The organism is Fructilactobacillus sp. X8R1C1, assembly GCF_059900945.1.
On sequence record NZ_JBWXVH010000001.1, the window covers coordinates 173,132 to 192,186 of the forward strand.

Below are 19,055 nucleotides of genomic sequence, written 5' to 3' on the forward strand. Positions count from 1 at the left end.
GTTGTTGCAAGGAGGAAATGTTTGATGAGTGAAAACGATACTAATGCAAACAAAGATTTATTAGCCGCTCTCGATAATATTAAGCAGGTAAACGTTGGTGATGTTGTTAATGGTGAAATTTTGGCCATTGATGATGACCAGCAATTAGTCGTGGGAATCGAAGGCGCTGGTGTTGAAGGAGTTATTCCAAGGAAAGAAATTTCCGCACAAAGGGAAGATAACCCAACTTCAAACTACAAAGTTGGAGACAAAGTTAAGGTTGTTGTTGTATCTCGAATTGGTGATGATAAGGAAGGTGGAAGTTACCTTCTTTCAATCAGAAGACTTGAGGCTCTCAAGGTTTGGGATGACATCAAGGAAAAATCTGATAAGGGTGACACCATCAAAGTTACTGTTACTCGTGCGGTAAAAGGTGGTTTAGTGGTAAATGCTGACGGAGTTCGTGGATTTATTCCAGCTTCCATGATTACTGATCACTTTGTTGATGATTTAAATCAATTTAAAGGTCAAGAACTCGAAGTTAAGATTATTGAAGTTGTCCCTGAAGAGAATCGTTTGATTTTATCACATAGAGCGATTGCTGAAGCAGAACGTAAAGAAGCTCGTGATAGAATTATGAGCACACTAAAACCCGGAGATGTTGTTGAAGGGAAAGTTGCTCGTTTGACTAACTTTGGTGCCTTTGTCGATCTTGGTGGGATTGATGGACTTGTTCACGTTTCAGAAATTTCTTATGAACATGTTAACAAACCAAGTGATGTTTTGAAGGTTGGCGAAGAGGTTAAGGTTAAAGTTCTTTCAGTTGATCCTGATCGTAATCGTATTTCATTATCAATTAAACAAACTCAACCAGGTCCTTGGAGTGACATTGAAGAAAAAGCTCCTAAGGGAAGTGTCCTTGATGGAAAAGTTAAGCGCTTAGTTGATTTTGGTGCTTTTGTTGAAGTTTTCCCTGGTGTTGAAGGATTAGTTCACATTTCACAAATTTCACATAAGCATATTGACAAGCCGAGTGATGTTTTGAAGTCTGGCGAAGACGTTAAAGTTAAAGTCCTTGACGTTCAACCTGAAGAACATCGATTAGCATTGTCAATGAAAGCTCTCGAAAAAGACCCCAGAGATGATCAAAAAACTCCAAAGAAAAATGTGAGTGATAATTCAACTAATAATGCTCCTGAAGAAGAGAATGGTTTTACGTTAGGTGACATTGTTGGAAATGAATTAAATGATGATGACAATGAGTAATTAGAAAATTATCCTTCATATTTATGAAGGATTTTTTTTATTCTCAAAAATAAGAGGTGATATAAAATGGCAAAACCTACTGTAGCAATTGTTGGAAGACCAAACGTTGGTAAATCAACAATTTTTAATCGAATTGCTGGTGAACGAATTTCAATTGTTGAAGATACTCCTGGAGTGACCCGTGATCGTATTTATGCTCATGGGAGTTGGCTTGGTCACAATTTTAATTTGATCGACACTGGTGGAATTGAAGTTGCTGATGAACCATTTATTAAGCAAATTACTGATCAAGCAGAAATTGCGATTGATGAAGCTGATGTAATTATATTTATGGTAAATGGTAAGCAAGGAATGACTGACGCTGATGAAAGAGTGGCCCAATTATTGTATCGATCTGATACGCCAGTTGTATTGGCGGTTAATAAAATTGACAATCCCGAAAGTCGGGCCGACATTTATGATTTCTATGCTTTGGGGTTTGGTGACCCATATCCCATTTCGGGCTCTCACGGACTTGGTTTGGGGGATTTGTTAGATGCTGTTGTTAAGAATTTCCCAGAAAATGCTAACGAAACTGACGATGATAGTATTAAATTTAGTGTGATTGGCCGACCAAATGTTGGCAAGTCATCACTTGTCAATGCTATTTTAGGAGAGAATCGGGTGATCGTATCAAATGTAGCTGGCACTACTCGCGATGCGATTGACACTAAGTTTGAAAATGATGGTCAAGAGTACACCATTGTTGATACCGCAGGAATTCGGAAACGTGGTAAGGTTTATGAAAAGACCGAGAAATACAGCGTAATGCGAGCTATGAGAGCAATTGATGGAAGTGATGTGACATTGATGGTTCTCAATGCAGAAGAAGGCATTAGAGAGCAAGACAAGCGGGTTGCTGGATATGCGCACGAGGCTGGCAAGGGTGTCATCATTGTCGTTAATAAATGGGACGCTTTAAAAAAGGATAATCACTCGCAACAACAATTTGAAGCTGATATTCGTGAGCAATTTCAGTATTTGGCTTACGCACCCATTATTTTTGTATCCGCAACGACCAAACAACATGTTAGTCAGTTACCATCCTTGATTAAACGAGTTAACGAAAACCATCAACGTCGAATCCAGTCGTCAACCTTAAATGATGTTATCATGGATTCAATCGCAATTACTCCAACACCAACCAGAAATGGGAAGCGACTTCGGATTTACTATGCTACCCAGGTTGCTGTTGGACCTCCAACGATTGTCTTGTTTGTAAATGATCCAGAACTACTTCATTTTTCGTACAAACGTTATTTGGAAAATCAAATTAGAAAAAATTTTGACTTTGCTGGGACACCAATTCACTTGATAGCAAGGCGTCGAAAGTAATGAGTAATGGTAACAACCTTCTAATCATAATTATATTAAAATTTTTTTAGTAAATGTTAATTATACTTCCATTATTTGTTGCAATGACACCATTCTTATGCTAAATTAAGACTAGAAATGATGTAGTAGTACATCATTTCCCCTGGCTTAATCTTTAACTTATTGGGTGTTTTTTACATAAAAAACATCTATTCAGGAGGTGAATACACATGGCCAACAAAGCAGAATTAGTTAATGATGTCGCAAAGGCAACTGGTTTAACTAAGAAAGATGCCACCGCAGCTTTGGATGCAGTTTTTGACTCAATCCAAGACAAGTTGACTCACGGTGAAAAGGTACAATTGATCGGTTTTGGTAATTTCGAAGTACGTAATCGTGCCGCTCGTAAGGGACGTAACCCCCAAACTGGTGCAGAAATTCAAATCCCTGCAAGTAAAGTACCTGCCTTTAAACCCGGTAAGGCTTTAAAGGAAGCTGTTAAATAGTTTTATTTAATGGTTTAACCAGTGCGCTTATGCGTACTGGTTTTTTTATTAGTAGGAGGACATGTGTAATGACTTATTCAGAGCAAGCCTTAGACGCCCTAAAAAAGGGTGATATGAGTCAATTTAACGATGACATCAAAAAAGCCAAGGTAAATGATAGTGATGATATGATTTATTCGTTAGCAGAAGAACTTTATTCATTAGGTTTTTTAAACGAATCGATTGATATATATAAAGATCTTTTAAAAAAATATCCTGAGGAAGACGAGTTAAGAACAAGTATTGCAGATATTTTGATTTCTGAAGGCAAGATTGATAAAGCGCTTAATTATTTAAGTGAGATTAAACCTGATTCCCCAAATTATGTTAATGCTTTGATGGTTGAAGCTGATCTTTATCAAACTCAGGAAATGTATAACGTTAGTGAACAAAAGTTACTTGAAGCTGAGAAAATTGATCCAGACGAAAACGTAATTAAATTTGCCCTGGCTGAATTGTATTTTTCTACCGGACAATTTGATAAAGCCATTCCTATATACTTGGGAATAATTAAACAAGGTGTTTTGAACATTTCTTCAGTCAATTTGGTTGAAAGGTTAGGGGTGGCATACGCTAATGCAGGTCATTTTGAGCAGGCTATTGGATACCTTGAACAGATTAAGCCCATTGATATGACGCCAGACGTCAAATTTGAAACGGGTTTTACTTACTTACAGTTGAAAAACTACGCTAAAGCGATTGAGATGTTCAAGCAGTTGCGAGAAGAGGATCCTCAGTATGCCTCACTGTATCCTTACTTAGGGGAAGCATACATTCAAATGAATGAACCTGAAAATGCTTTAAAGGTTTATCAGGAGGGTATGAGTGTTGATCAGTATAATGTCAATATGTACATTAAAGCCGCAGACGTTGCTGCTAAACTTTCAAAAGAAGACCTAGCCCTGAAGTATCTTAATAAGGGACATCAGGTTGATCCGGATAACATGGAATTAATTCTTAAGTTATCTAATTTGTACGTTAAGCAGGGCGAATATCAAAAAAATGTTGATTTTTTGAGCCCATACGTAAAAGAAGAAGAAACCGATCCACAAATTTACTGGAATTTGGCGGTGTCTTATGCTCATCTTGAAAAGTATGATGATGCTCAAAAGTACTATGAGCGAGCTCTTCCGTACTTTGATGATAATCCTGATTTTTTACGTGAGGCGATTTTATTGTTCAGAGAGAATGGTCAAATTAAGGAAACCATTAAACTGTTAAAACATTATGTGAAACTTGTCCCGACTGATGATGAAATGGCATACATGCTTGAAGATTTAGAAGATTACGAGTAACAAAATAAGGATCAGAGTTGGATTTGATACTCTGATCCTTATTTTTGTGCTAATTTTTGATAATAGATTAGTGACGCTGGATCCATTCTTAAATCCTGTGCAAGAGTTTTGTCACTATCATTTGGATGTTGATTGAGGTAGTTAACGACGAATGCTTGGTATAGTGATTTGGGATTAAGATTCATTGCTAGGTATTCACTATCTGGCTTTAAGTATTTGTGAAGACCTGCAGATGTAATATGGCAGTTGGAAGCGATTCTTTGCTTTAAAAAGAGGTCCTTTGAATGATGACGAATTTGAAGCGGGGTAACAAATTTTTGAAAATTAGATAAAAAGGATTTTTCTTCAGGTGAAAAGTCAACGTGGTTTAATTCATGATAAAAGCCAGGTAAGAGAAACTCTGAAGATTGGTATCCCTTACTGATAAGTAACAGCGTCATTCTAGTGTAGTAGTGAACCTCAGGATCTTCGAGGATAGTTGGTAAAGAATAGATCCACTTGGTAATGTATGAATTATGTTCGTTTTTTTCCTTACTTTTAATGTTAATTGTAGGAAGATGGGTATTAAGGTGGTTGTTAAATAAGAATTTAAAATAGACGTTGATCTGAGATAAAACCTTGTTATAGGTATTGTTTCCGTTATTACGCTTAGAAATGATCATATCTAGATATTGCTCGATGTCTCGATCAAAGATTTGACTAACTCGGTGATCCGCTTGGTATCCCACGTTAAAATTAGATAAATAATTAAAAAGATCCGATAAAGTTTTGGAATACTCGCGAATGGTTACATTTGAGAGTTCTTTTTTTCTTAGATAACGTTCAAAATGATCTTGATATGGATAATTGTTACTCATGATTTGTCTCCTGTAATAAGTTACTTTAACTTAATCATAACACAAGAACCAGACACAAGCCTAACTTTTATATGATAATTTTGGTAGAATGAAATCAGTGAAGGTGTGTGGATCATGAAAATAGACAACTTACCAAGTGAATTTGATGATGCTAGAAGGGTTCTTCAGACAATTGAAGAAGCGGGATTTCAAGCTTATTTTGTTGGCGGATCAGTCCGTGACACTATTTTGCATGCACCAATTCATGACGTTGATATCGCAAGTAGTGCGTATCCTGAAGAAATTAAAACCATTTTCAAGAAGACAATTGATACTGGGATTGAACACGGAACCGTCACGGTGGTGCACGATGGTCGATCTTATGAAATCACGACGTTTCGGACTGAATCAGGATACCAAGATTATCGGCGTCCCGATCAAGTTACCTTTGTTCGATCACTTGAAGATGATTTAAAGCGTCGTGATTTTACTATCAATGCGCTTGCCATGAAAGAAAATGGTGAAATCATTGACTTGTTTGGTGGCTTAAATGATTTAAGAAATCATCTAATTAAGGCTGTTGGAGATCCAGAACAACGTTTTAATGAGGATGCTTTACGAATGATGCGTGCTGTTCGATTTGCTAGTAAACTGGATTTTGCAATTGAAAAGAACACTTTTAACGCGATTAGTAAACATAGTTATCTATTAAAAAAGATTGCTGTGGAACGAATTAACGTGGAATTTGTAAAGATGATGCTAGGGATGGCTCCTGGCAAGGGGCTTAAACAGATGATCCAAACGAATTTAATTAAGTATGTTCCCGTCTTGGGTGATTATGTTTCTGAAATAGCTAGGTTAGGGTCACGTCCCATTTCAGAATACATTAATAACGAAGTTCAGGTCTGGTCCTTAATTGCATGTCAGTGCGAATTAAATAGTGAACAGATTGGACATCTGATGAAGAGTTGGAAGGGATCAAATAGGTTAACCGAGAACGTTAAACTAACGGTTAAAGCAACTTACAAGATTGTAAGTGATGTTTTAGATCCAGTAACGTCGTATAAAGTTGGTCGCATCAATCTTGATAACGCATGTCAAGTAGCCATGACCTTAGGTAAGGTAGTCAATATTGGCCAAATAGAAAATGAATATGATCGCCTTCCGATTAAAAGTAAAAGTGAACTAAAAATTAACGGTAAAATGTTGATTGATAGAGGTTTTAAACCAGGTCCATTATTAGGAAATGTTCTTAATCAACTGGAACGTTCCGTTATAAGTGGCCAAATTAAAAATGATTCAGATTCACTACTTTCTGCATCGAAGCAAATAAATAATGATTAAAAATAATTGGAGCAGATATTGTGCAAACATTAAAAGCAGAAAACTTGACGAAGACGTATGGTGAAAAGACTTTATTTAAAAATCTTGACTTTATTATCAATGAACATGACCGAATTGGATTAATTGGAACGAATGGAAGTGGTAAATCGTCCCTTTTAAACACTATTTCTGGAATTGATCATGATGTTAATGGGACAATTACCACTTCTAAGTCGTACACAATTGGATACCTAAAGCAGGTTCCAGATTTAGATGAAAACCTAACCGTTATTGACGCTGTTTTTGCTGGTGATCAAAAGATTTTTAAAATCATCAGATCCTATGAACATGCACTTAAAAATTACTCTAAGCATTCAGAAAATTCAGATTTTGAAAAAAAGTTTGAGAATGCAGAAGCAAAAATGAATGAAGAGGATGCCTGGACGGCGGAAGTGAACGTTAAAAACATCCTTAATCAACTGAAAATTACCGATTTAGATCAAAAGGTGGGTAGCATGTCGGGTGGCCAGCAGAAACGAGTTGGATTAGCTCAGGTTTTAATTCAGTCACCTGATTTACTTTTATTAGATGAACCTACCAATCACTTGGATTTTGACTCGATTGACTGGTTGGAACGGTTTTTGAGTAAATACAAGGGAGCTTTAGTATTTGTTACCCATGATCGTTATTTTTTGGATCAAATTGCTAATCAAATATGGGAATTATCATTTGGTAAACTTTATAAGTATCCCGGTAATTATCAAGATTATGTCCAGAGGAAGGCTGAACTTGATGAAGAGCAAGAGGCTGCCTCTCATAAGCAGCAACGGCTTTACAAACAAGAGTTAAAGTGGATGAAAAAAGGCGCTAAAGCTCGTTCCACTAAGCAACAAGCACGAATTAATCGATTTAACGATTTAAAAGCTGATGTTGATCAGGGCAATCCAATCGATGAAGATGTCGATATTACAATTGGTCAAAAACGGCTTGGTAAAAAAGTGATTGACATTAAACACGCTAACTTAACAATTGCTCATAAGCCAATTCTAAGAGATTTCAGCATGTTAATTCAAAATGGTGCACGAATCGGAATTAGTGGTGAAAATGGTGCCGGGAAATCAAGCTTTTTAAATGTAATTGCTGGAAAGCTTCCACTTCAGTCCGGTACCATTGATATTGGTGAAACCGTTAAAATGGCATATTATACACAAAAAATGGAGAAAATCCCGGAAGACAAACGTGTTATTAGTTATTTAACCGATATCGGTGAAAATGTGGTTGATAAGGATGGAAATAAGGTCAGCGTTACTAATTTATTAGAACAGTTCCTTTTTCCTAAATTTATGCATGGAACTTTGATCCGCAAGCTTTCAGGTGGAGAAAAAAGGCGCCTTTATTTACTGAAATTATTGATGGAGCAACCAAATGTGCTTCTTCTTGATGAGCCAACTAATAATCTCGATATTGGGACCTTAACGGTTCTAGAGGATTACATCAAGCACTTTAATGGGACAACGATTACAGTATCTCATGATCGTTACTTTCTTGATAAAGTAGCTGATCGATTATTGATTTTTGATGGGAATGCTAAAATTGAGCGTTATACTGGTCAATTTACTGATTATCTACAAAAAATGAAAATGCAAAGGAAACAGGTTCATCATGATAGTAAGAACCAAACCAATAGCCGATTAGATGAAGCTAAAGATAGCACTTCCGAGAAAAAAAGCACGAAATCGAAAACCAAGTTAACGTATGCTGAAAGAATTGAGTGGGATAAGATCGATGGTAAGATTAATTCTTTAGATCGCCAGACTAAAGATGTAAAAAAACAGATGCAAGAAAATAGTTCGGATTATGATAAGTTAGCAGAGTTACAACGAAATCTTGATGAATTAAATCAGAAATCGGATCAATTAATGAACCGATGGGAATATTTGAGCCAGTACGTTGATGAGTAGTTGTTTTTATTAAAAAAGGAAGAGATTAAAATGTTAGAGGATGCATATTTAAATCTAGAACGTTACGTTTTAGATAATGGTCACAAAAAATCAGATCGAACTGGTACTGGAACCATTAGTACCTTTGGTTATCAAATGCGTTTTAACTTACAGGACGGCTTTCCACTTTTAACCACTAAGGCAGTTCCCTTTCGGTTGATTAAATCAGAATTACTCTGGTTTTTGCGAGGTGATACTAACATTCGTTATTTACTTAAACATAATAATCACATTTGGGATGAATGGGCGTTTGAAAAATGGATTAATTCTGATGAATATCATGGACCAAATATGACTAATTTTGGTTTGCGTTCACAAAGTGATCCCGAATTTAATGAAGAATACCAAAAGCAGAAGAAAATATTTTGTGAACGAGTTTTAAATGACGATGATTTTGCCAAAAAATATGGCGATCTAGGCTTGGTTTATGGGAGTCAATGGCGTAACTGGAAAACGAGCAATGGTAAGGCCATTGACCAGATTAAAAATGTTATTAATACCATTAAAACTAATCCTGATTCTAGAAGAATGATTGTGAGTGCTTGGAATCCAGAAGATATTTCTAGTATGGCTCTTCCACCTTGTCATGTAATGTTTCAGTTTTACGTAAACGATGGCAAGTTAAGTTGTCAACTGTATCAGCGTAGTGGTGATATTTTTTTAGGAGTTCCATTTAATATCGCAAGTTATGCTTTACTTACTAGTTTAATTGCCAAAGAGGTCGGATTAATTCCTGGTGACTTTGTCCATACGTTAGGTGATGCTCATATTTACAGTAATCACATTGATCAAGTCAAAGAGCAGTTAAAGAGAAAGCCACACCCAGCTCCACATCTATGGCTAAATCCCGATAAGGAAAGTATTTTTGATTATGATATGGATGATATTAAGGTGGTTGATTATCACCACGACAAGCCAATTAAAGCGTCAGTGGCAGTATAGGAGATTATTATGTTAGCTTATATTTGGGCAGAATCAAATGGACATGTCATTGGAAAAGATGGTAAATTACCCTGGCACTTGCCGGATGACATGCAATTTTTTAAACGTAATACGATCGATCATCAAATTCTAGCTGGTAGAACCACGTATGACAGTTTTAAAAGACCATTACCAAGACGCAAAAATTTGGTTTTGACTCACCGCCCGCAGAGTGATTTTCCGAGTGGGGTTGTGACCTTTAAAACGGTTGATGAATTTTTGAAGTATGCAAAAAGATACCCTAATGAAATGATTTTTGTGGTTGGTGGAACATCTGTATTTGAAGATTTGTTGCCGTTTGTTGATTATCTGTATCGCACTAGTATCAATCATGATTTTGATGGGGATGTTAAAATGATTGATATTGATTATTCTCAATTTGAATTAGAAAAGAAGATTTCTGGAAAAGTTGATGAACATAATGTTTATCCGCATACTTTTGAGATATTTAAGCGTAAGAAATAAGAGGTAAGAAATTGAGAAAAAGTTTTTATGAATTTTTAATGACTAGAAGACATCCAGGGAGTTCCGATCCGATTGCGGAGTTTGCTAATAATGCGTTCTTTGATCAATTATTTCCAAAGCAAGAGGATAATTTTGAAAGGCTTTCTAAGTACTTGGAGGAAAATGCTGGTTATTTACCATCCATGACAATTTTTGATGATGCATGGAAAGAGTATCTTGCCTACCTCGATTAACGATAAAGGAGCAGTAAATGGGAAGTAATATACAATGGTTTCCTGGACACATGGCGAAAGCTATTCGTCAGTTTGAGGAAAATGTCCATGTTGTTGATATTATTTTTGAATTGGTTGATGCAAGGATTCCGTATTCATCGATTAATCCAGAGATTAAGCGGGTATCAGGTAATAAGCCACGCTTGTTTATTTTAACTAAATCTGATTTAGCTGATCCAAAGATGACTAAAGAATGGTTAGATTACTTTAATAGTACGGGATTATCGGCCATCTCAATTGATTCAAAATCACGTGGAGTCAGAAATAAGATTGAGACTGCTGCTCGGAAAGTTCTGAAGGATAAGTTAGAGCAATCGCAAGCAAAGGGCCTAAAGAAAGACATCATTAAAGCTATCTGTGTGGGAGTTCCGAACGTAGGCAAGTCAACTTTGTTGAATCAGTTAGTTAGTAAAAGATCAGCAGCGGTTGGCAATCGTCCAGGAGTAACTAAGGGCCAACAATGGTTAACCTCCAGTAAAACGATGGATTTATTAGATACTCCCGGAATATTGTGGCCAAAGTTTCAAAATCAGGAGATTGCTGATAAATTAGCGTTAACGGGAGCAATTAAGGAGAGTATTTATCATCCTGATGATATTGCTTTATTTGCACTTCATTTTTTTCGTAGTCACCATAGCGACGAGATCTTGAGACGTTATCATTTGGGTCCGTCCGATTTAAATCTAAGTGATGTTGAGTTATTACTTAAAATTACTGAAAAGATTGGAATGAAAGACGATTACGACCGAGCCAGCGTCAGGATTATTAATGATGTTCAAGGGGGAAAATTAGGACGTTTTACGTTAGATTCCCTTGAACTGGTGGAAAGAAATGAACATGGCAATGACGATTAGAGAAATTTCTGAGCGGTTTGCTAACGTTGATAATGTTAGTGATCCGCTTTTTGTCCGCTTTGGGGATGATCCACGAATTGGAGTTCAAAGAATTATTAAGAGAACGTTGAAGCGAATTAATACCCAGACCGAGAAAAAACGTGATTTTTTAACCAGACTTAAATATGAAAAAGAAATATGGCAACGCGGGGTGAAGTATATTGCTGGCGTTGATGAAGTGGGCAGAGGGCCGCTTGCTGGTCCAGTAGTCGCTGGTGCGGCAATTTTACCAGTTGACTTTGATCTTATTGACGTCAATGATTCCAAAAAATTGAGTGATGAAAAAAGACGAGAACTAGTTCCAAAAATCAAAAAGGAAGCGATTGCTTACAACTATTTTGCGGTTTCAAGTCAGATGATTGATCAAGTCAATATTTATGAAGCAACTAGAATTGCCATGAAAAACGTAATTAGTAAGTTAGATCCACAGCCAGGTCATATTATTGTGGACGCAATGACAATTGATGACAGTATTCCGCAGACTAGGTTGATTAAGGGAGACTCAAAATCAGTTAGTGTTTCTGCTGCTAGTATCCTTGCTAAGGTTTTTCGAGACGATTTAATGAATGAATACGCTCGTAAGTATCCTGGATATGGATTCGAACGAAATGCGGGTTATGGAACCAAAGAACATTTACGGGCTTTAGATAAACTTGGCCCGACCCCAATTCATCGCAAGACTTTTTCACCAGTATTAAAAACAATCAATCATTAATTTACGTATTTATCCATAGACAAACCAGGAGGTAGAAAATGGATAAACGGAAATTATTGCTTAGAATCAAGTTATGTCGTGGGATTGGGATTAAAGGCGAAGCAATTCTTGCACGGTGGGTTAAGGGGACTTCAGTTGAAAACATGTCTTTATCTGAGGTTGAAGGTGAATTAATCAATCTATTAAAACGTCATCATTTGCAGACAACGAAGTTTAAGAATTCATTTTTAAGTAGTGAGTTAGAGCGATCTTTTCGTTTGAACCAAAAGTGTCATTGGATAACCATTCTTGATGATGGTTATCCTGAACAACTTGCTGATATTTATTGCGCGCCAATTGTGCTCTTTTATGTGGGTGACGTGTCGTTACTTACAACACGTTCGATTTCTGTGGTAGGAGCACGACAGTGTACAAGTTATTCAATTGCAGCAATTAAGGAAATTATTACACGTCAGGTACTTAAAAAGTTTACGATTGTGTCTGGTCTGGCTAAGGGAGTTGATTGTTTAAGTCATCAGTGTGCTTTAGCACATGATGGCCGTACAATTGCGGTGATTGGAACAGGCCTCGACCGTTTTTATCCCGCTGAATGTACGCAGCTTCAGGATAATTTGATGAGAACCAACCTGGTTATCAGTGAGTATCCATTAGGAAGTAGGCCCTTAAAATATCATTTTGTGGAACGAAATCGCATTATTGCTGGTCTTTGCGAAAAATTAATTGTTGTTGAGGCAAAGCAAAGGTCAGGAAGTTTAATTACTGCTAGTTTGGCTTTGTCTGAAAATCGGGATGTCCTTGCCATACCAGGTAATATTACTTCTCCACTTTCTAAGGGTTGTAATCAACTAATTGCTTCTGGAGCACGTCCTTGTTTGAGTGATAATGATGTTTTGGAGGATTCTTTAGTTTGACAGGTCTTTAAAACTGCAATATGATATGGAAGAAATTTAAACGGAAATTATCATGTATTAATGAAGAAAAAATAACGAGGATAATTTTAATGGCCACAACTTCTGTAGCAAAGACAAAGAAAACAACTAAAACAAAAAAACGTAAAGCAAGTTCAAGAAAGAAAAAATTAGTGATTGTCGAATCGCCAGCTAAGGCAAAGACGATTCAAAAGTATCTGGGAAGTACCTATAAGGTCGTAGCAAGTAAAGGACACGTTCGTGATCTCCCTAAGAGTAGGATGGGCGTGGACATTGAAGACGATTTTAAACCTGACTACATTTCAATTAGGGGGAAAGGTGACGTAATTAAAATGCTAAAGTCAGAGGCTAAGAAGTCGAAGATGATTTACTTAGCATCTGACCCTGATCGTGAGGGTGAGGCAATTGCCTGGCATGTTTCCCACGTGTTGAATCTTGACGTTAATGATCAAAATCGCGTGGTCTTTAACGAAATTACCAAGGATACCGTTAAGGATGCTTTTAAACATCCAAGAACGATCGATATGAATCTCGTGGATGCTCAACAAGCACGTCGGGTTTTGGATCGATTAGTGGGATATTCGATTTCTCCACTGCTTTGGAAAAAAGTAAAAAAGGGATTAAGTGCCGGACGGGTACAGTCAGTAGCATTGTGGTTAGTGATTGATCGGGAACGTCAAATTAGAAAATTTGAGCCAGAAGAATACTGGACAATTGATTCTGAATTTAAGTCTGGGCGTTCAAAGTTTAAAGCTAGTTTCTACGGTCTTAATGGCAAGAAAGCGAAACTTGCGAATAATGATGATGTACAAAAAGTTTTAAAACAAATTGATCCAAAAGCTGATTTTGATATTACAAAAGTCACTAAAAAAGAACGGCGGAGACAACCGAACGCACCATTCACAACTAGTACTCTTCAACAAGATGCTAACCGGAAATTAAATTTTAAGACTGGACGAACAATGATGGCTGCCCAGCAACTTTATGAGGGAATTAATATTGGCAAAGAAGGAAGCCAGGGTCTCATTACCTATATGAGAACTGATTCAACAAGAATCTCATCAATTGCTAAGCATGAGGCAGCTACCTTTCTTCATGAAAAGTATGGGGCAGAATACTCTGCTAATAAACCAATTAAGGGGAAAATGCCAGAAGGCGCTCAGGATGCGCACGAAGCAGTCCGACCTACATCCGTTTATCGGACTCCTGCAAACATTAAACAATATCTTACTAAGGATCAATATAAACTTTACAATTTAATTTGGTCACGATTTGTAGCTAGTCAAATGACTCCAGCAATTATGGATACTGAAACAGTAACCATTGAACAAAATGGTGTAACGTATCGTGCTAACGGCTCAAAGATGAAATTTGAAGGTTTTTTGAAAGTCTATTCAAATGGGAAAGAGAAAGATAATATCTTGCCTGATTTAAATAGTGGTGACACCGTTAAATTATCTAAAAATAATCCAGACCAACACTTTACTCAACCACCAGCTCGATACACTGAAGCCAATCTGATTAAAACTTTAGAAGAGAATGGAGTGGGACGTCCATCTACCTATTCGCCAACATTAGGTACAATTCAAAAACGTTATTACGTTAAACTAGTTGGAAAACGATTTGAACCAACCGAACTCGGTGAGATTGTAAATAAAATTATTGAAGAGTACTTTCCTGACATTGTCAACGTTGATTTCACGGCTGATGTCGAAGGAAAATTGGATGAGATCGAAGAAGCTAAAGAAAAATGGGTTGAAGTTGTAGATCACTTCTATCAACCATTTTCAAAAGAAGTTGATCATGCGGAACAGCTTATGGAAGATGTTCAAATTAAGGATGAATTAGCCGGGTTTAACTGTGAGATATGTGGTGCGCCGATGGTCGTAAAGATGGGGAAGTATGGCAAGTTTTACGCTTGTTCACGCTTTCCTGATTGCCGCAATACTCAAGCAATTGTCAAAGAAATTGGTGTAACTTGTCCGAAGTGTAAGAAAGGCCAAGTTATTGAACGTAAAACAAAAAAGAATCGGTTGTTTTATGGATGTTCACGTTATCCTGAATGTGACTTTGTTTCATGGGATAAGCCAATTGGACGAGATTGTCCAAAGTGTGGTCATTTCTTGGTTGAAAAAAAGGTTCGCGGTGGCATGCAAGTGATTTGTCCAAACGGCGATTATAAAGAAGACATTCAGAAATAATTAAAATAGCTGTTCCTCGGAACGGTTTTATTTATAAGGTAAAATGTAAAAAGTTACTTTAACTTAGGAAAAACTAATGCAAAACAAAAAACTAATCAAACTATTCGTAAAATATATTGTAAACGAACGTCAATATTCAAAAGACACGGCTAAAGCTTACGAAGACGATCTTGAGGAATTTAATGTATTTCTACAGACGTCAGGAAATGCTAAAAGCTTTAAAAATATCGACAATTTTGACGTTGAAGTTTTCTTAGGTACTTTGCACGATAGAGGAGATGAGAATAGCACCATCGCTCGTAAAATTTCTTCATTAAGGTCTTTTTTTAATTTTTTGCTAAACAATGAACTAATTTCGGACAATCCGTTTGAATATGTTCACATAAAAAAGCATAATAAGCATTTACCAAGATTCTTTTATCAAAAAGAATTAGACATTCTTTTTAAAACAGCCGCAAGTAATCAGGACAAACGAATTGCTACTCGTGACAGTGCCATTCTTGAGGTTCTATACGGGACGGGAATGAGAGTCAGTGAGTGCTCCAATCTTGATATTAACGACATTGATTTTGATAATCGAATCATGCTTGTTTTAGGTAAGGGAAACAAGGAACGTTATCTGCCATTTGGAAGGTATGCTAAAAGTGCTATTTTACGATATATGGAGAAATGCCGAACGCCAATTATGCGTAAATATCATAAAGACCATCTTTACTTATTTATCAATCAGCATGGTGATAAACTGTCAAGCCGCGGTATTGAATACATTTTAGATGGAATTATGAAAAGAAGTGGTCTTAATAGTTCAATTCATCCTCACATGCTTCGTCATACATTTGCCACTCAAATGTTGAATAATGGAGCTGATCTTAGAACTGTTCAGGAATTGCTTGGTCATTCTGATTTATCTACAACCCAAATTTATACTCATGTTACCAAAGAAGGACTACTTAAGAACTACCAGAAGTTCTTTAAGCGTCCTGATGAAGATAATCCAAACTAACTTTTGAAGGGAATTTAATTATGACAGTAAAATTTGAAGCTACCACAATTTGCGCCATCAGACATAATGGTCACGTTGCACTAGCTGGTGACGGTCAAGTTACTATGGGAGAAAAAGTTATCATGAAGGGAACCGCACATAAAATCCGTCGGATCTTTGATGGGAAAGTTGGAGTCGGTTTTGCTGGAAGTGTTTCTGATGCATTTAACCTAGAAGAAAAGTTTGAAAAAAAGTTGAAAGAATATAGCGGCAACTTAAAAAGAGCTTCAGTAAAATTAGCTCAAGAATGGCGCGGCGATCAACAGTTACAAAAACTTGAGGCCATGCTAATTGTTGCCGATCATGATAATTTGCTTTTAGTATCTGGTTCAGGAGAAGTAATTGAGCCAGACGATGATATTTTAGCAATTGGATCTGGTGGTAATTTTGCATTAGCAGCAGCCACTGCAATGAAACATAAGGCGCCTGAAATGTCAGCTGAAGAAATTGCCAAAGCTGCTATTAACATTGCTGCTGACATTGATATTTTTACTAATCACAATGTAATTTCTGAAGAACTATAAACCGAGGTATTAATTAATGACAAAAGAAGAACAAATGACACCAAAAGAAATTGTTTCCCAATTAGATAATTATATTGTTGGACAGGACGATGCTAAGAAGTCTGTAGCAATCGCGTTGCGTAATCGTTACCGTCGTCTTCAATTAAGCCCACAGATGCAAGAGGACATTACTCCTAAAAACTTATTGATGATCGGTCCCACTGGAGTTGGTAAGACAGAAATTGCACGTCGTTTGGCTAAGATTGTAGACGCTCCATTTGTCAAAGTAGAAGCAACCAAATTCACTGAAGTTGGATACGTTGGTGGAGATGTTAATTCAATGGTTCGTGATTTAGTTGAGAGCTCAGTTCAAATGGAAAAGAAAATTGAGTTTAAAAACGTTAGACGTGAAGCTGAAAAGAAAGCGAATAAGGACTTGGCTGAGATCATTTCACGCGAAGAAAATCACGTAGATGATCCAGAAGCAATCGCAAATAACGATAAAAAATTAGAAGATACGGTCAAAGAGTTTAATAAGGCGTTTAAGAAGGGTAAGCCAATTGATCTATCTTGGTTAACTCAAAAAGATCCCTTCATGGATAATGACGAAAAGAATAAAATTAAAAATGATGCCGATCAAATTTTAAATCAAATTGAAAACGGCGAGTTAGAGGACCATGAAGTTAAAATCTCCATTGATGACCCAGCAACTGCACTAAACGCGGACAACAGCAAAATGGAACAAATGGGAATTAACTTGCAGGGATTAGAGAGTATGCTGCCAAAGAAGCAAGTTGAAAGAGTCCTTCCGTTAAAAGAAGCTCGTGAAGCATTAATCAATCAAGAATCAGAAACACTAATTGACGATGCCAAAGTGAATGGCTCAGCAATTAAACGTGCCGAAAATACCGGGATTATTTTTATAGATGAAATTGATAAATTGACTGGTGGAAACAAACAAACTCGTGGAGAAGTGTCAAGAGAAGGTGTTCAACGAGACATTTTACCAATCGTTGAAGGTGTAAATGTAAATACTAAGTATGGAGTCATAAATACCAATCACATCTTGTTTATCGGTTCCGGTGCTTTTGCTGATAGTAAGCCTTCAGATTTAATTCCTGAACTGCAAGGTCGATTTCCAATTCGAGTAGAATTAAATGATCTAAGTAAGAATGACTTTGTTAAAATTTTAACTGAACCGAGTGATGCATTAATTAAGCAATATGTAGCATTAATTGGGACGGATAATATTAAAGTAACTTTTACTAAGGAAGCAATTGAAAAAATTGCTGATATTGCATATTCTGTTAACCATGATACTGATAATATCGGGGCTAGACGGCTTCACACAATTCTAGAAAAATTACTTGAAGATATTTTGTATGAAGGACCAGATATGCATATGGGTGATATTACGATTAACCAACAATACGTTGAAGACAAAGTTGGTAATCTTGCGGCTGATGAAAATATAGCACGATATATTTTATAGTTTCTACATTTTGTGAAATAATATATAAAGAAAGGGAGGGATTAAATTGCCAGTTACACTAAAAAATGATTACTTAACGGTTCGAATTAATCAAAAAGGTGCTGAGATTGTTTCGGTTAAGGATCAAAGCGGTACTGAATATATTTGGGGTGCTAATAAAAAGTACTGGAAGCGTCATGCACCGATCTTGTTTCCAATCGTTGGTCGACTTCAAGATGATGATTATATTTACGATGGAAACAGTTATCATATGTATCAGCATGGTTTTGCTAGAGATAGTGAGTTTGAGATCGAATCTCACAACCAAACCGAAGTCAATTTTATGTTGCATTCGAGTGCGGCTACTAGAAAGATTTATCCCTTTAACTTTAATTTATCTATTCACTATGAGCTAGATGAACACACCATTGCGGTTGAAATGGTAGTAGAAAATATCAATCCAGATCCAATGTATTTCTCATTAGGAGCTCATCCAGGATTCAACGTCCCATTGTTTCCTAAGAAAGAAACATTTGATGATTATTCGGTCTCGATTGCTCCAAAGCATGACTATAAAACTGTTAGAATTGATCAGAATGGATACAGTAATATTAAACATCCAATTGAAAAAACGCTGAACGATCCACTACAGTTAAATCGTAACCTATTTATTCATGATGCAAAGGTGCTTGATGTATCTGATAATGAGCAAACTACCGTTATGCTCCAATCAGATGTCACCGAGCATGGAGTCGCTTTGACTGCTTACGACTGTAAGTACATTGGTATCTGGTCAACTTATCCTAAAAATGCTCCCTTTGTGTGTTTAGAACCATGGTGGGGAATTGCTGATGAGGAAGGCAGTACTGGATTTTTAAAAGATAAGGCCGATATAAGTAAACTTGACCCGAACGAAAGCTTAAATGCTGATTTTGATATTACTTTCTTCTAAATAAGATTAAATTAAATAAGGGACACTCGTTGAG

At 36.6% G+C, this 19,055-nt stretch carries 18 protein-coding genes; 17 read left to right on the forward strand and 1 reads right to left on the reverse strand.

Annotated elements, in window-relative coordinates; all coding sequences use genetic code 11:
- The first annotated feature begins 24 nt into the window (after window positions 1-24).
- The 4 genes from rpsA (at window position 25) to AC6UD1_RS00965 (ending at window position 4,438) form a co-directional block, all read left to right on the forward strand.
- On the forward strand, window positions 25-1,245 hold the full coding sequence (gene rpsA / locus AC6UD1_RS00950; RefSeq protein WP_500696669.1) for a 30S ribosomal protein S1: 1,221 nt from the start codon (window positions 25-27) through the stop codon (window positions 1,243-1,245).
- Between the two features lie 66 nt (window positions 1,246-1,311).
- Window positions 1,312-2,619, forward strand: coding sequence for a ribosome biogenesis GTPase Der (gene der, locus AC6UD1_RS00955; protein WP_500696670.1), 1,308 nt, complete (start codon window positions 1,312-1,314; stop codon window positions 2,617-2,619).
- A 209-nt stretch (window positions 2,620-2,828) separates the two neighbouring features.
- On the forward strand, window positions 2,829-3,104 hold the full coding sequence (hbs, locus tag AC6UD1_RS00960) for a non-specific DNA-binding protein Hbs (RefSeq protein ID WP_010021419.1): 276 nt from the start codon (window positions 2,829-2,831) through the stop codon (window positions 3,102-3,104).
- Between the two features lie 68 nt (window positions 3,105-3,172).
- Complete coding sequence (locus AC6UD1_RS00965; RefSeq protein WP_500696671.1) at window positions 3,173-4,438, forward strand: tetratricopeptide repeat protein; 1,266 nt, start codon at window positions 3,173-3,175, stop codon at window positions 4,436-4,438.
- A gap of 38 nt (window positions 4,439-4,476) precedes the next feature.
- Here AC6UD1_RS00965 and AC6UD1_RS00970 read toward each other — a convergent pair whose 3' ends face one another.
- Window positions 4,477-5,295: a site-specific integrase gene (locus AC6UD1_RS00970; protein ID WP_500693777.1), complete on the reverse strand. Its 819-nt coding sequence runs from the start codon at window positions 5,293-5,295 to the stop codon at window positions 4,477-4,479.
- A 114-nt stretch (window positions 5,296-5,409) separates the two neighbouring features.
- Here AC6UD1_RS00970 and AC6UD1_RS00975 point away from each other — a divergent pair, with 114 nt between their 5' ends.
- The 13 genes from AC6UD1_RS00975 (at window position 5,410) to AC6UD1_RS01035 (ending at window position 19,021) form a co-directional block, all read left to right on the forward strand.
- Window positions 5,410-6,618 (forward strand): CCA tRNA nucleotidyltransferase, encoded by a 1,209-nt coding sequence (locus tag AC6UD1_RS00975; protein ID WP_500696672.1) that lies wholly within the window; start codon window positions 5,410-5,412, stop codon window positions 6,616-6,618.
- 20 nt (window positions 6,619-6,638) lie between these two features.
- Window positions 6,639-8,558: an ABC-F family ATP-binding cassette domain-containing protein gene (locus AC6UD1_RS00980; protein WP_500707093.1), complete on the forward strand. Its 1,920-nt coding sequence runs from the start codon at window positions 6,639-6,641 to the stop codon at window positions 8,556-8,558.
- Between the two features lie 30 nt (window positions 8,559-8,588).
- The gene (locus tag AC6UD1_RS00985; RefSeq protein WP_500696674.1) at window positions 8,589-9,539 is read left to right on the forward strand and encodes a thymidylate synthase; all 951 of its coding nucleotides are present in this window, start codon (window positions 8,589-8,591) and stop codon (window positions 9,537-9,539) included.
- 9 nt (window positions 9,540-9,548) lie between these two features.
- Window positions 9,549-10,043, forward strand: a complete 495-nt coding sequence (locus tag AC6UD1_RS00990; protein WP_500693773.1) for a dihydrofolate reductase — start codon at window positions 9,549-9,551, stop codon at window positions 10,041-10,043.
- A gap of 11 nt (window positions 10,044-10,054) precedes the next feature.
- Complete coding sequence (locus AC6UD1_RS00995; protein WP_500693772.1) at window positions 10,055-10,276, forward strand: YozE family protein; 222 nt, start codon at window positions 10,055-10,057, stop codon at window positions 10,274-10,276.
- Window positions 10,277-10,293: 17 nt separating this feature from the next.
- On the forward strand, window positions 10,294-11,169 hold the full coding sequence (ylqF, locus tag AC6UD1_RS01000; protein WP_500707094.1) for a ribosome biogenesis GTPase YlqF: 876 nt from the start codon (window positions 10,294-10,296) through the stop codon (window positions 11,167-11,169).
- Window positions 11,147-11,923, forward strand: a complete 777-nt coding sequence (gene rnhB, locus AC6UD1_RS01005) for a ribonuclease HII (protein ID WP_500707095.1) — start codon at window positions 11,147-11,149, stop codon at window positions 11,921-11,923. Before ylqF ends, rnhB begins: the two co-directional genes overlap by 23 nt.
- 38 nt (window positions 11,924-11,961) lie before the next feature.
- On the forward strand, window positions 11,962-12,834 hold the full coding sequence (gene dprA, locus AC6UD1_RS01010; protein ID WP_500707096.1) for a DNA-processing protein DprA: 873 nt from the start codon (window positions 11,962-11,964) through the stop codon (window positions 12,832-12,834).
- 89 nt (window positions 12,835-12,923) lie between these two features.
- Window positions 12,924-15,053, forward strand: coding sequence for a type I DNA topoisomerase (gene topA, locus AC6UD1_RS01015; RefSeq protein ID WP_500695636.1), 2,130 nt, complete (start codon window positions 12,924-12,926; stop codon window positions 15,051-15,053).
- Window positions 15,054-15,129: 76 nt separating this feature from the next.
- Window positions 15,130-16,056: a tyrosine recombinase XerC gene (gene xerC, locus AC6UD1_RS01020; RefSeq protein WP_500695637.1), complete on the forward strand. Its 927-nt coding sequence runs from the start codon at window positions 15,130-15,132 to the stop codon at window positions 16,054-16,056.
- A 20-nt stretch (window positions 16,057-16,076) separates the two neighbouring features.
- Window positions 16,077-16,619, forward strand: a complete 543-nt coding sequence (hslV, locus tag AC6UD1_RS01025; RefSeq protein WP_500695638.1) for an HslVU peptidase proteolytic subunit — start codon at window positions 16,077-16,079, stop codon at window positions 16,617-16,619.
- A 16-nt stretch (window positions 16,620-16,635) separates the two neighbouring features.
- On the forward strand, window positions 16,636-18,090 hold the full coding sequence (hslU, locus tag AC6UD1_RS01030) for an ATP-dependent protease ATPase subunit HslU (protein ID WP_500695639.1): 1,455 nt from the start codon (window positions 16,636-16,638) through the stop codon (window positions 18,088-18,090).
- A 46-nt stretch (window positions 18,091-18,136) separates the two neighbouring features.
- Window positions 18,137-19,021: an aldose 1-epimerase family protein gene (locus AC6UD1_RS01035; RefSeq protein WP_500707097.1), complete on the forward strand. Its 885-nt coding sequence runs from the start codon at window positions 18,137-18,139 to the stop codon at window positions 19,019-19,021.
- Window positions 19,022-19,055 lie beyond the last annotated feature (34 nt).